General features: G+C 34.2%; 10 protein-coding genes. 4 read left to right on the forward strand and 6 right to left on the reverse strand.

What is annotated here, in order from left to right; translation table 11 throughout:
• Nucleotides 1-178 precede the first annotated feature (178 nt).
• Entirely contained in the window at nucleotides 179-1,714 is a 1,536-nt protein-coding gene (locus tag VB776_RS03295; RefSeq protein ID WP_323325998.1) for a glycosyltransferase family 39 protein, read from the forward strand.
• A gap of 32 nt (nucleotides 1,715-1,746) precedes the next feature.
• Here the strand turns inward: VB776_RS03295 and VB776_RS03300 are convergent, their stop codons facing one another.
• The 4 genes from VB776_RS03300 to VB776_RS03315 all read right to left on the reverse strand — a co-directional run bounded on the left by VB776_RS03300 (nucleotide 1,747) and on the right by VB776_RS03315 (nucleotide 7,470).
• A complete protein-coding gene (locus VB776_RS03300) occupies nucleotides 1,747-4,926 on the reverse strand; it encodes a DUF4450 domain-containing protein (protein ID WP_323326000.1) in 3,180 nt (1,059 codons plus the stop codon).
• A 200-nt stretch (nucleotides 4,927-5,126) separates the two neighbouring features.
• Nucleotides 5,127-5,690, reverse strand: a complete 564-nt coding sequence (locus VB776_RS03305; protein WP_323326002.1) for a transposase — start codon at nucleotides 5,688-5,690, stop codon at nucleotides 5,127-5,129.
• Nucleotides 5,691-6,854: 1,164 nt separating this feature from the next.
• A complete protein-coding gene (locus VB776_RS03310; RefSeq protein ID WP_323326004.1) occupies nucleotides 6,855-7,106 on the reverse strand; it encodes a hypothetical protein in 252 nt (83 codons plus the stop codon).
• 124 nt (nucleotides 7,107-7,230) lie between these two features.
• A complete protein-coding gene (locus VB776_RS03315) occupies nucleotides 7,231-7,470 on the reverse strand; it encodes a hypothetical protein (RefSeq protein WP_323326006.1) in 240 nt (79 codons plus the stop codon).
• A gap of 263 nt (nucleotides 7,471-7,733) precedes the next feature.
• On the opposite strand from VB776_RS03315, the gene VB776_RS03320 reads away from it, so the two are divergent.
• Entirely contained in the window at nucleotides 7,734-8,465 is a 732-nt protein-coding gene (locus VB776_RS03320) for a sensor histidine kinase (protein ID WP_323326008.1), read from the forward strand.
• A 272-nt stretch (nucleotides 8,466-8,737) separates the two neighbouring features.
• Here the strand turns inward: VB776_RS03320 and VB776_RS03325 are convergent, their stop codons facing one another.
• Together VB776_RS03325 and VB776_RS03330 are read right to left on the reverse strand one after the other, a co-directional pair.
• The gene (locus tag VB776_RS03325) at nucleotides 8,738-9,130 is read right to left on the reverse strand and encodes a hypothetical protein (protein WP_323326010.1); all 393 of its coding nucleotides are present in this window, start codon (nucleotides 9,128-9,130) and stop codon (nucleotides 8,738-8,740) included.
• 242 nt (nucleotides 9,131-9,372) lie between these two features.
• Nucleotides 9,373-10,110 (reverse strand): potassium channel family protein, encoded by a 738-nt coding sequence (locus tag VB776_RS03330; protein ID WP_323326012.1) that lies wholly within the window; start codon nucleotides 10,108-10,110, stop codon nucleotides 9,373-9,375.
• 806 nt (nucleotides 10,111-10,916) lie between these two features.
• Here VB776_RS03330 and VB776_RS03335 point away from each other — a divergent pair.
• Together VB776_RS03335 and VB776_RS03340 are read left to right on the forward strand one after the other, a co-directional pair.
• The gene (locus tag VB776_RS03335) at nucleotides 10,917-12,167 is read left to right on the forward strand and encodes an efflux RND transporter periplasmic adaptor subunit (protein WP_323326014.1); all 1,251 of its coding nucleotides are present in this window, start codon (nucleotides 10,917-10,919) and stop codon (nucleotides 12,165-12,167) included.
• On the forward strand, nucleotides 12,164-13,609 hold the full coding sequence (locus VB776_RS03340; RefSeq protein WP_323326016.1) for a TolC family protein: 1,446 nt from the start codon (nucleotides 12,164-12,166) through the stop codon (nucleotides 13,607-13,609). The genes VB776_RS03335 and VB776_RS03340 overlap by 4 nt, the downstream gene beginning before the upstream one ends.
• Nucleotide 13,610: the final 1 nt, after the last annotated feature.

Consider the following 13,610-nt stretch of genomic DNA (forward strand, 5'->3'; position numbering starts at 1 on the left):
ATAAAGCTGTTTAAACTTTCTTGATTTTCACACAATCTTTCTAAAGTCTCAAAATCAGTTTTTGTAAAAATAGATAAAATATTCAAGAAACTATGACGAAGATTGCCACTTCAATTTTCATTATGAACAACATTTAATATATTGCTCAAAAAATGATAACCTCTCTTCCTAAAAGACTATGTTTAAGAAATCTTTAATACTTTGTTGCTTCATCATCTTTAAGTTTGTCTTACAATCAACATTAATTGATGCTGGTTATGATTTACATCGAGACGAATACTTACATCTCGACCAAGCTCGTCATTTAGCTTGGGGATATTTATCTGTTCCGCCCGTTACTTCTTGGTTTTCTTATATTATTCTCTTGTTAGGGAATGGCATATTTTGGGTGAAGTTTTTCCCAACACTTTTTGGTGTATTAACCATGATTATCGTTTGGAAAGCCATCGAAGTACTCAATGGAGGAATTTTTGCTTTGATTTTAGGAGCAACTGCCATTACGCTGTCTGTAATTTTACGGATAAATACCCTTTTCCAACCCAATTCTTTAGATATACTTTGTTGGACATTTTTGTATTTCTCCATCTTGAAATACTTCAAAACACAACAAAATAAATGGTTGTGGATAGCAGGAGTTACTTTCGCTTTTGGCTTTTTGAATAAGTATAATATTGTCTTTTTATTGGTAGGATTATTACCTGCTTTACTGATAAGTCTACAGCGAAAAGTATTCAAAAATCCACATTTATATTGGACTATTTTGGGAACGTTTTTGTTGATACTTCCGAATCTAATTTGGCAATACGAAAACAATTTTCCTGTGATTCATCACATGGCATTACTCAAAAAATATCAATTAGTGAATGTAAAAAGGACAGATTTTCTGAAAGAACAAATACTCTTTTTCTTATCGTCTTTCTTTGTATTAATCGCTTCATTCATTTCATTTTTCAAGTATAAAGCTTTTAAGGAGTATCGTTTTTTCTTTTGGGCTTTTGTATTTTCTCTTTCCATTTTCGTGTATTTACAAGCAAAAGCCTATTATGCTATTGGTTTGTATCCGATTTTATTAGCATTCGGTTCGGTTTATCTGGAAAGTATCTTGAAAGAAGGCTGGACAATTTACCTTCGTCCCCTAGCGATTTTACTGATTATCGTTCTGTTTTTACCGATGATGAAAATTGCTTTTCCGAATTATAATCCAACAGAAATTCAACAGAGAACTGAGCTATACAAAAAGTTTGATTTGTTAAGATGGGAAGATGGCAAAGACCATACCATTCCACAAGACTTTGCCGATATGTTGGGTTGGAAAGAGTTGGCACAAAAAGTAGATAGCGTTTATGCAGGCATCACAGACAAAGAACATACATTAGTACTTTGTGATAATTACGGACAAGCAGGAGCTATCAACTATTATTCAAAATATCCAAATATCGGAGCTGTTACTACTAATGCTGATTATATCAATTGGTTTCCGCCACTTGATAAAACAGTAATTAAAAACATCATCTTGATAGAGGATTCGGATGATGATGATAAAAATCGTGAAAAAGAAAGACCACTTTTTCAATCAGTTACTTTAACAGGAAAAATTGAAAATCATTTTGCCAGAGAATATCAAACAAGTATTTATTTGCTAAAAGATGCAAAAGTGCCAATCAATCATTTTCTGGTAGAAGATATTGAGGAGGAAATGAAAGATTGGCGATAAAGAGTTTTCTTTATCGCCAATCTGTAGCTCAATTATTCTTCAATAGTAGCTGCCATCAAGCCAATAATTACATCATTACAAAGTGAAATTACTTGGATAGATTTGATTGGTTTTGAAAGAATAGGGAATTGATAAACATTAGCCGCTCCACCATCAATAGCCATATTACTAAAGCCTTTGATACTTGTATGTTTGGGATATTGTTTCATAAATTCGCCTGATTTTAATAACAAACGAGTTGGTCGTGCTGACTGATTGTATTGAAAAGCTTTTCCATCATAAAAATAATCTTGCTCGATTGGCCACCAATTGTTTGGATTATGTAATTCAAAAGTAGTTTGTTCCCCATTTTCGTATCGAATCACAATTTTTCCATTGACCATTTGGCTTTGCATTGGGTTTGTTGTCCCAGCCATTAATAAATGAATATTTTTACCTTGAACTTTTTGTTTGGGAAGAATCAGCAAAGTATCAGGGAAATTATCCCATTTACTCGTAAAGGCAATATTTACTTGGCTACTATCAGCAGGAGTAGCAAATGGAATTTGCTGATAATGAATGAGACCATTTTGTTGCTTTGCTTTTTGACGAAGTCCTGAATCGTCAATATTGGCATCTACTAAAGGATAACACCAATTACCAATTCCTTGAATAGGTAATTGTAAAGTAGCACTTTGCGGGCGTGGCGATAAATACTTATTTTTAAAAATACGAGTAACTTTATCGTTGAAAGCATTACTTAAATCAATGGTTTTAAATACTTGATTTTCAGTAATGTTTTGTAGTTTTTGCTGAACAATTTCAACTTTTTCTTTTAAGGAATTATTTGTTTTAGGATTGATTTTATCTCCTTCAAACAGTACTTTCACCAAAAAGCTTTTACCTTTTTGCGTGCTAATTTCAAGGATTGGCTCATCATTTCCGTTAGTTTTCCAAGTGAATTTTGTTGGTTTACCATTCACCAAAACCGATTTTACTTTTGTATATTCTGCTGGAATATTGAGGATGATTTCAGCGTTTTTCTGCCAAGAGGTTTTTATTTCATATTCATAAAGCTTTGTATTTTTCTTAAAATTAAACTCAATATCACTTGTTTTAAGGTTTGCATAAGCCCATTCATTCGGGAAACCCGGTTGAATAAGTATTTTACTTTCTAATAATTGTGGTCTGATTCCAAATAATCCTTCTACCAAACTTCTGCCAGCCATACCGATTCCATCTGCAAAATCTCTATACAGTTCACCTCTGATGGCATCTAAACTTGATAATTGTTCAAAACCACCCGGAGAAGCAGAAGTATAAAGACTTTCGATGAGTGTATTTCGCCAAATTTCGTAAGCTAATTTCTTATTTCCTGCTTGCCAACAAGCTAATGAAGTATGGAGGTTTTCGCTCAAAGCTACATTATTGATACTCCAAGTATAAGGTTGCCAATTGGTTGTGCTGAGTTGATAGAAATCTTGTTTGAGTGCTGGAATGCTGAAAGGAATATGCGGAATGTTATTTTCAACATATTTTGTCATAAGATATTGTTGTTTTGGCGAAGCCGCTTGTGCGTCGATAGCATGATAGATTGTCCAAAGTCCTGCCGAAGGATGCGTTAATTGTAAACCCAAAGCATCTTTGTATTCAGCAAAACAACCTGTTTCATCTAGCCATAATTTTTCTTGCAAAGCTTTATAAATCTTGTTAGCTTCATCTTCATAAGGTGTCTCATTTTTGCCTAATAATTTAGCCAAGAAAGCTGCCGAACGAAAAGCCCGATAATTATAAGCCGTAGCATGAGTAACGCCACCGCCACTATATTGCAAAGCATCACTTGCCCAAATACAGCAATAAGCATCGTAAAGTCCGTCGTTATCAGCATCAAAATTATGTTTTTCCCAAGCCAAGTGTTTTTCAATGGTTGCCCACATTTCACGAAGATAAGTAGTGTCGCCAGTCCAATTGAAGTGATTTAGCAATTGGTCGATATAAACCAAATTCATGTCATAATGATGCGCACGAATATCTCCGTTCGGATTTCTACAAATATATCCTTCTGTAAAAATACCTTTTCCAATTTTCTCAATTTGACGAGCCAAGTGCATGGCAGTATCTGGAGAAGAATGTGTTAAAGGAAATTCATCACCAACCTGAGATTTTGAATAAGCTGTAAAATGCGTTTTTGCTCTATCATGTTGACCAAGTACATCAGCAATATAAGGTCCACGCCAAGCAGGCAAACGCATTCGCCAAGCAACAGCTCCGTGCATATAAGTTGGACTATCCCATATAGCATCGGCAGCTAAACTTAAAGCTTGTCCCATCGGATTCAATAAAGTATCAGGTGTTTTAATTTGAATGGTATTGACGATTTTCTGACGCAATACTTCATTTTGCTTTTTAAAAGAAGGGATTTCTGCGTAAGTAATATCAGCACTATTTCCTTTTTGAATCAAGATAAATTGCTCCGTCTTTTGTAAATCGCCAATACTCATCAAACATGGATTGGTGATTTTATCAGCAAAATTTTTGACAGACAAAGGCGATTGTTGAGCCTTAGCCTCTGTAATGGCTAAAGTATAAGTATTAGGGAAAAGACCTGAAACTACTTGCGTAGAATCTTTAGGTTGATATTGAATTTGAAAAGTATTTTTCGAGAGCTTGATTTTATTGTTGCTACAATTTTCAGCTTTTAGGTAAAAATTACTTTCTGGGTCAGCACCAATATCACCATCTCTTGAAAATTTCTTAGCCGTAATTCCACCAAACAATGCTAATATTTGGGTTTGTTTGGGCATATTTCCTTCATAATGGTATTCAATTAGCATGGCTTCATGTGTGTAAGCGGCTGTTACTTTCAGTATCAACATGGCATCGCCCAATAATTCATCTTGAATTTTGTAGTACATTGCTCCATCTTGATACACTGTTTGGATTTTCTGTGCTTCCGACAACCATTTGCTTTTTGCGCCATTCAATAAACCGATTTTACAGTTTCCACCCATGCCGGGCAAATACAAAGCAAACTCTGGGAAATCGCCAGCTTCTACTCTAAAAGCAGAATTGCCTCCATACAAAGCTCGATTGAATTTTTGTTTTGGATTAACACAAACAAATCCGTTTCCCTGAAAAGGTTGATAATGTAAGTTTTTGACAACAGGTTTTATCTGGGCAGTAACCTGAATAGAAAATAGGAAGAAGCAAGCTAAGAATAGATAGTATTTCATAAATCATTTCATTTGAGAGTATCGTAAACATAAGGCTAAAAATGCCTTTTTTTACCCTATTCCCTGAAAATTAAATGATTTGTAGAACGACTTTATATTCGTTTTTAACTTGTTCCAGCCGTTGTCAGTGTCTTTGTGAACGAATGTTTTGCTTATTTATCAAAATGAAGTCTGTGGACAGATGAACTTTTGCAAAAATATTAAGGACTTTTTTTTTCTTCCATTCTTAACAATAACTTTTCTAAGTTATCAGCATCTTCACTCCATCTTTGGGGATTTGTAATGATGTATTGTTGGCATTTATGTAATTCATTTTCAAAACGAATAATATGTTCCCAATAATTTCTTTGCCAAACTTTTGCAGACTGTTGTTGTATTAAATGATTGTCTTTTAGATGTTTATAATAGCTGTAGAAGACTAGCGATTTAAAGCTACCGATAATATTTCCTAAAAGAGTATGTTTGGGGGATTTTAGAATCGCTTCATCTTTATTAATCTCACTATTTTCAATATGAATAATTGCATGAAGATGATTGGGCATAATTTGAAATGTATCTATCACAACGGAAGAAAAACGATTTGGAATATTTAACCATTCTTTTTCAATAATTGAACCTAAGTAGGAGAGATTCATTTCTTGATTTACAATTTCGCCAAAAATATTTTCACGATTGATTGAACAAATCGTGATAAAATATGAACCACCAGCAGAATAGTCGTGGTTTTTGTAGCGAATGGAATGTCTTGATTTTTTGTTTGGCATAGGATTAAGTGTAAAAATATTGTGTTCATTTTCGGCAACCGTTCGTCGTCCAAAGGTTTAATTCACAAAAAAATCGTTCTCGGCAACCGTAAAGGATTGCCGCTACATTTTTCGAAACAAATTATAATCCTTTGTAGTAGCGGTAACCCTTGCGGTTACCGTTCGTCGTCCAAAGGTTTTACTCACAAACAAATCGTTCATTCTCGGCAACCGTAAAGGATTGCCGCTACATTTTTCGAAACAAATTATAATCCTTTGTAGTAGCGGTAACCCTTGCGGTTACCGTTCGTCGTCCAAAGGTTTAATTCACAAACAAATCGTTCTCGGCAACCGTAAAGGATTGCCGCTACACTTTTAGAAACAAATTATAATCCTTTGTAGTAGCGGTAACCCTTGCGGTTACCGTTCGTCGTCCAAAGGTTTCACACACAAACAAATCGTACATTCTCGGCAACCGTAAAGGATTGCCGCTACATTTTTCGAAACAAATTATAACCCTTGTAGTAGCGGTAACCCTTGCGGTTACCGTTCGTCGTCCAAAGGTTTAATTCCCAAACAAATCGTTCATTCTCGGCAAGCGTAAAGGATTGCCGCTACATTTTTCGAAACAAATTATAACCCTTTGTAGTAGCGGTAACCCTTGCGGTTACCGTTCGTCGTCCAAAGGTTTCACTCCCAAACAAATCGTTCATTCTCGGCAACCGTAAAGGATTACCGCTACATTTTTCGAAACAAATTACAATCCTTGCGGTTACCGTTCGTCGTCCAAAGGTTTCACTCCCAAACAAATCGTTCATTCTCGGCAACCGTAAAGGATTGCCGCTACATTTTTAGAAACAAATTATAACCCTTGCGGTTACCGTTCGTCGTCCAAAGGTTTTACTCACAAACAAATCGTTCATTCTCGGCAACCGTAAAGGATTGCCGCTACATTTTTAGAAACAAATTATAATCCTTTGTAGTAGCGGTAACCCTTGCGGTTACCGTTCGTCGTCCAAAGGTTTCACTCCCAAACAAATCGTTCATTCTCGGCAACCGTAAAGGATTGCCGCTACATTTTTCGAAACAAATTATAACCCTTGTAGTAGCGGTAACCCTTGCGGTTACCGTTTATTTATCCCTAAAAACAATTTCTAAAAGACACAATCTCTCTACCAATCCAAGCTATTTTAAATCTCGTGATTTAATCGCTACTTCAATCTGTCTTAACACAAATGAACATAGCAAAAGTGCAATAGAACTTCCGCCACAAAGCAATACTAAACTGGAATCGTTGTATTTGAAAATGGAATAGCTTAGACCAAAAAGTACAATCAGCGTAGTAATTGAGAGGATAATGACAAAAGCCTTAAATTTTTTGTGTTTAGCTTGTAGTTCTTCTAAGGTTAAATGATCAAATTTTAGGTTCTCTTTCATGTTAATTATTTTGGTTTAAATGATTTAGTTTTCCTTCATACTACGTCATATATTTTGTGCTTTAACCCAGCAACTTATATTATTGTCTGTAGAAATAAGAGTGATTTTTGTATGCTTAAATATACTAAATCAAATGCAGAGAATGGTGCAAAATAGTATAAAATGTCATCATTAACATTGCACCAACACCAAATAATAATATCAACCCAATAATCCAAAGTATTAAAATCATACCTGCTTGGGCATAAGAATCTTCGGATTCATCAGCCAATACTTTTTGAACCTTTTGGACATTTCTGTACCGAATAAACAGAAAGACTCTGCCTAACAGAGAAAGAAAGATGTCTTTGATTAAATCGTTCATTGAGTACTTTCGCCGTTATCCCGTGTCTTCACGAACGACTATTTGTTGACTGTGGTAGTGTAATGATTTATCTATCAAAAGTTAGTGGAAATATAGTCTCGGCAAAGGAAAATAAAGCTAAAAAAGTAAACCGAAACGCTACGTTTAACGTAAATTTAAGAGAATTGCTTTTAGTTTAATTAATACAAGCACTCATAAAAAGGCTTTACTAATAATCTTCAGCAACAATATTCATACATCAGCATCAAAAGACTAGATAGAAAATGGTTATTAAAAAAGATAGTATCGAAAAAGATAGACTTAAAGAAGTACGTCGATTTTTAAAATTAGATTTTAGTAAATCATCAGATTTTCAGGATATTGTTGACCTTGCTGCACTGCTATGCGAAAAACCTGTAGCACTGATTACTATTTTAGATGAAGATGTAAATTGGATAAAAGTAAGGTCGGGTGTTGAATATGAAGTAATGCCAAGAGAAACGTCTTTTTGTCAATATGGTATTCAACAAGATGAAATTTTAATCATACCCGATGCTACTAAAGATTATCGTTTTGATGATAATCCGTTGGTACAATCAAACCCTCATGTACGTTTTTATGCAGGAGCACCATTGATTTTAAATAATGGATTAAAACTTGGAACGCTTTGTTTGTTTGATTTAAAACCAAATAAAATTACCCCATTACAAGAGAAAACTCTCTCCATTCTTTCAAGACAAGTTACTTACCTAATGGAATTAAAATTAGGACAAGCTTTATTAAAAAAACAATTAGAAGAAACAGAAGCTAAGAATAAGGCTTTAAGAAAAATTGCCTTTATGCAATCGCATGATATCAGACATCCTCTATCATCAATTATGTGTTTAGTTAATTTAGTAAAAGATGGTATTCATCCTGTAGATGAGCATTGGTTAGGAATGATTACGGAGGCAACCGATACTTTAGATAATAAAATCAAGGCGATTGTTAATGAAACTGCTGCCGATAGAAGCTGAGAGTAAGCTAACGAACTTTGGCACAAAAAACTCATGGCATGACTTATCAAATAATGCTGAGTAAAACCAGTCTATCGTCAGTCATGCCATGAGTGATTATTTAGCACCATTTTTTTCCATTGCTTTCAAGCTTTATGTAAGGTTGATTTTGACAATTTTGAATCCTATACTTATTGATTTGCTTACTCAAATGTAAATAAACATTCAATTCTTTATATTATCAGTAATAAAAAAGAAGTTCGTGGAGACACGAATTTCGGCAAAGAGTGAGATTAATCTATTTTACGGTTACGGGTTTCTATTCTTTTTTGTAGGATGTCAAACTTAATTTCTAAAGGCTTGATACTGTTTTCAATTTCAAGTATACTTGCATTATTAATTTGTAATTTTTCAAAATTAAGTTCAGAGTTATCTTTTAAGATTATATTTTGCTCTCTTAATCTTTTAATCTCCTTCCATTTTGGGATTAAAATAATACATAGTTCGGAAAATAGTTGTCTGTCGTCCCTTACCTTGACAAGCTCATTCTTAGCATTTTCAAATAATTCTTTTGGGAACTTTTCGTCAAAAACAAGCTCTGCAATGATTTCCAGTGAGTTTTTCCCATCAATTTCTTGGGTCTGTAAAGAATCGATAAGTTCTTTTTTTGTAAATTCTTTAGACATTTTTTATTTATTTGAATAATATTATGACTACAAGTAATTAAGTCGTCAATTTTTTTTTGATGTTTATTAGATTATTCCAAGTAGAAGCCCCGCTTTAAATAGAACAGGTTAAAATATATAGATTGACTCAATTGTCATTAGTGTCTTATCACATAATTATTTAATGACTTTTGCGATACATTTATTATTATTTGGAGTCAAAAAGAAGTTCAAAGAGGGACAAACTTTAGCAAAATATATTTCTATTTCCTTTCTTCTTTTTCTTTGTTGAAATATGAACCTGTCTCAACTTTTGAAGCATAAAAGTTAAAAAACAACCCTACAAAAGCAAAAAACAAAATAACTTGTGATACTGCTAAAAATTGTCCTAATGTTGTTTTTGGATAAATATCTCCATAACCAACTGTCGCTGTAGTAATGAAACTATAATAAACTGCTTCAAAGTTATTTGTTAACTGTCTGTTGAAAAAGTTTTTGTTAGTTAAATCACAATACGAATAAATTACTGCAAAATTTAAAGCTATTTCTATGTAATTGTAAAATAAGTTTATTAAAGATCTTTTGTAAGTTACAGGCTTGGTATTTAAGTCTGCACAAAAAATAAGATAATTCAAATATATTAAAGTGTCAAGTAGTAAATAAGCTGATAGACATGGTGTCCACCAATGGTTTGTTTGGTTGAAATAAAGTAAAATAATTGGAGAAGCCAATTTTGATAAAACTAAAATTTCCACTCCGATTTTTCTTCCTTGAAATCCAAACCAACCGGATACATGTCTAACATAAAGTCCAATAGAAATAAATTGAAAAAGCGTTAAGAATAGTCTATAAATTCGTTCAATACCAAAGTCTTTGTATGTTTCATTTTTCCAAAGACGTTTTAAGTTTTTGACTTGGTTCTGAAATGCAGGATTAAGTTTTCTATCAATAGAATAACTTCCTAAAAATAATGTCTTTATAAAATTTGATTTTTTTCTCATTTAAGATGTTATCTTGGGTTACTGCTAATTCATTAATATGTAAAGACTTTACAATATTTTTTGTCTTGTTAAAAAATAACTGCTATCTCTTACGTTTATTCGTGAATATACCAGTGACTGCAATCCACCCCCAACTTACCTAAACCCCACATACTTCCCAAATTATCATACGATAATTCCTCAAAAACTTATTAAACGGTAAATCGTCCTCAAAACATAACCTTGTTACTCAACAATAAAACGCCTCAATCTTGCATCACTTTTAAGCAAGATTTCAAGAAAATAGATTCACTTTAATCGCTTACTATGATGACTGTATTTGTCATTTTGTAAGCTTACAATAAAGTTTTGTTGACTTACAATGAAGCATTGTAAGTCAACAAAATTATTTTGCATGGTTGCAAAACTTTTTTGTAAGCTTACAATAACATTTTGTTGGCTTAAAAATTACATTGTAAGTCAACAAAACTATTTTGCATGTTTACAAAATTTCATTGTAAACAAACAAAATTCCATTGTAAGCTTGCAAAACTATTTTGCATGGTTACAAAACTTCATTGTAAACAAACAAAATGTCATTGCATTCTTACAATATTCCATTGTTGACTTGCAGAGAAGCGTTTGCAACCTGCAACATTCTTATGTTTGTCATCAATTTTTCTTCTTAAACCTTCCCCGTTCTTTCTCGCACAAACTGTGCTAAATCGCACATTTATTGTATTTTATATTTTGTTTAATTTGCTGATATTCAATGTATTATTGTTTGGCATTGTCTTTGGAATACTAATAGCAAATCTAATAAAATTATGGATAAAGAAATTTCTCAAAACCTGATTAAACAACGTAAATCTAAAAAATGGTTTATTGGTCTTTCGCTGGTGTTTGCCTTGCTTGTGTTGTTGTATTTTTTTAGAAACTCGCTTCAATCTTCTTTAGAGGCTTCTAAAATCAGAACGGCGGTGGCTGAAATTGGTAGTGTGGAAAATACTTTAACGGCTTCGGGCGAAGTAATTCCTGCTTTTGAACAAAGCATTAGCAGTCCAATAAAAGCGAGTATCAAAAAGGTGTTTTTTAGCACGGGTGCTGCTGTAAAGGCTGGTCAGCCGATTATGGATTTGGATAAATCGCTGACGCTTATCGAACTGGAAAAGCTCAAAGACCAATTGGCTTTGAAACAAAATAGCATCGGAAAACTCAAAATGGATTTGGATAAAAAAATCTATGATTCCGACATCAGCGACAAAATAAAATCGCTAACTATCAACCGTCTGAGAGCTGATTTGGAAGATACCAAACGCCTGCAAAAAGTGGGCGGACGCACACAAGAAGATGTCACCAAAGCCGAAAACATCTTGAAAATTGCTGAACTGGAAAAGGCTCAATTAGAAAACGAATTGAATTATCATCGCAAATCTGTGGGGGCAAATGTCCGTGAGTCGGAATTGAATGCTGAAATTGAAAGTAAGAATTTAAAAGAATTACAGCATAAAATCACGATGGCGGATATTGTTGCCGACCGTGCGGGCGTGCTTACTTGGGTAAATGATAAAATTGGTTCTGCCGTCAATGAAGGTGAAATGTTGGCAAAATTGGCTGATTTAGGCAGTTTTCGGGTAGAAGGTTCTTGTTCTGATGCCTATTCCGACCAATTGAAAGTGGGTATTCCCGTCATTGTAAAAGTCAACGAAATCAGTTTGCGTGGCATAGTCGTACAAATAAAACCTTCGGTAGCCAATGGCATTGTACAATTTTCAATTGCTTTAGACGACAATAAACACGCTTCACTTCGCCCCAATATGAAAGTAGAAGTGTTTATCGTCACCAATCGCATCGCCAATGCCGTGCGTGTTGCCAATGGCCCTGCATTTAATGGCAAAAGAAAAACATCAGTATTTGTCTTGGAAAAGGGCATTGCCAAAAGGAGGGAAATAGAAATTGGTTTGTCGAATTTTGATTTTGTAGAAATCAAAAGTGGCATTCAAGCAGGCGAAAAAGTGATTATTTCGGATTTGAGCCAATACGAACATTTGCAGGAAATTAAAATTGAACAACGATGAAAAAGATATTACTCGCTTTGTTGTTCATGGTGAATATTTGCTTTGCACAACAAACAGCATTAAGTTTAGAAGAGGCAGTACAAATGGCAAAAGATAAATCTATCGCCGCCAAACAGGCTTCTACCCAAAAGGAAACAGATTTTTGGCGATTCAAATCTTTTCAAGCGGATTTTAAACCGCAATTGAGTTTGAGCGGTGCTTTGCCCAGTTTTACTCGTTCTTTTATTCAAGTACTGCAACCTGATGGAACGGTGGCTTTTCAGTCGGTTTCTAACAATAACTCTACTTTAACGCTTGCTTTAAGCCAAAGTATAGCCAAAACGGGCGGAACGATTTTCATTCAAAAGCAATTACAACGCTTTGATGATTTTGAAAGAAATTCTACATTGTACAATGGCGTACCTGTGGCTTTTGGACTGAGTCAACCGCTTTTTCGATACAATCAAATGAAGTGGGACAAGCAAATTGAACCTTTGAAGTATTCAGAAAGTCAGCAGGTTTTTCTGGAATCTTTAGAAAAGGTTTCTTTAAATGTGAGTGATTATTATTTTGATTTATTGATTGCTCAAGTGAATTTACAGATTGCCGAAAAGAACCGAAGTAATAATGATACGCTGTATAAAATTGCTTCAAAAAGGTTGGAATTGGGCAAAATTTCAGAAAATGACATTTTACAATTGCGTTTGTCGGTGCTAAATGCCCAAAAAGATTTGGCTTCTGCCAAGCAACAAGCAGAAGTAGCGACTTTGCAATTGAAAGCATATATTGGTTACAGAGAAGAAAATAAGTTTGATTTGGCGATTCCTTTTCAGATTAAAAACTTTGAAATTGATGCCCAGAAAGCCATTCAAGCGGCTTTGGGAAGTCGCTCGGATGCGATTGCTTTTAGAAGAAGAATCCTTGAAGCCGAAAGAGATTTGAATAAAGCCAAAGCAGAAAATGGTTTGAATGCCAATTTGAATGTGGCTTTTGGTTTGTCGAATCGAGGCACAAAACCTTTGGATATTTACAAAAATGCCCAAGACCGTGAATTTGTAGAAATTCAGTTTACTTTGCCTATCATGGATTGGGGAAGGTCGAAAGCCCGAACAGAAACCGCAAAAGCGAATTTACAACTCACACAGCAAAGCGTAGAACAAGACAAGCTGACCTTCGAGCAGCAGATTTATACCCAAGTAACACTTTTTGAAATGTTACAAAAACAAGTAAAGCTGACGGCAGAAACCGATGAAATTGCTACCAAACGGTATCAAATTGCCCAAGACAGGTACATTTTAGCCGATTTGAGTATTACAGATTTGGGTATTGCTTTGCAAGAAAAAGACCGAGCTAAACGAGATTATATCGTTGCTCTTAGAGATTACTGGCGTGCATATTATACTTTACGATATTATACTTTATACGATTTTGAATTAAATGAATCTTTAAATCTTAGAAAATAAT

The sequence above is a fragment of the Arcicella gelida genome (assembly GCF_034931025.1).
In the GTDB taxonomy this organism is placed as follows: domain Bacteria; phylum Bacteroidota; class Bacteroidia; order Cytophagales; family Spirosomataceae; genus Arcicella; species Arcicella gelida.

Coding starts and splice junctions, on each gene's coding strand:
- VB776_RS03335 (WP_323326014.1), top strand. CDS start 10,917: ATGGATAAAGAAATTTCTCAAAACCTGATTAAACAACGTAAATCTAAA.
- VB776_RS03330 (WP_323326012.1), bottom strand. CDS start 10,110: ATGAGAAAAAAATCAAATTTTATAAAGACATTATTTTTAGGAAGTTAT.
- VB776_RS03310 (WP_323326004.1), bottom strand. CDS start 7,106: ATGAAAGAGAACCTAAAATTTGATCATTTAACCTTAGAAGAACTACAA.
- VB776_RS03295 (WP_323325998.1), top strand. CDS start 179: ATGTTTAAGAAATCTTTAATACTTTGTTGCTTCATCATCTTTAAGTTT.
- VB776_RS03305 (WP_323326002.1), bottom strand. CDS start 5,690: ATGCCAAACAAAAAATCAAGACATTCCATTCGCTACAAAAACCACGAC.
- VB776_RS03325 (WP_323326010.1), bottom strand. CDS start 9,130: ATGTCTAAAGAATTTACAAAAAAAGAACTTATCGATTCTTTACAGACC.
- VB776_RS03320 (WP_323326008.1), top strand. CDS start 7,734: ATGGTTATTAAAAAAGATAGTATCGAAAAAGATAGACTTAAAGAAGTA.
- VB776_RS03340 (WP_323326016.1), top strand. CDS start 12,164: ATGAAAAAGATATTACTCGCTTTGTTGTTCATGGTGAATATTTGCTTT.
- VB776_RS03300 (WP_323326000.1), bottom strand. CDS start 4,926: ATGAAATACTATCTATTCTTAGCTTGCTTCTTCCTATTTTCTATTCAG.
- VB776_RS03315 (WP_323326006.1), bottom strand. CDS start 7,470: ATGAACGATTTAATCAAAGACATCTTTCTTTCTCTGTTAGGCAGAGTC.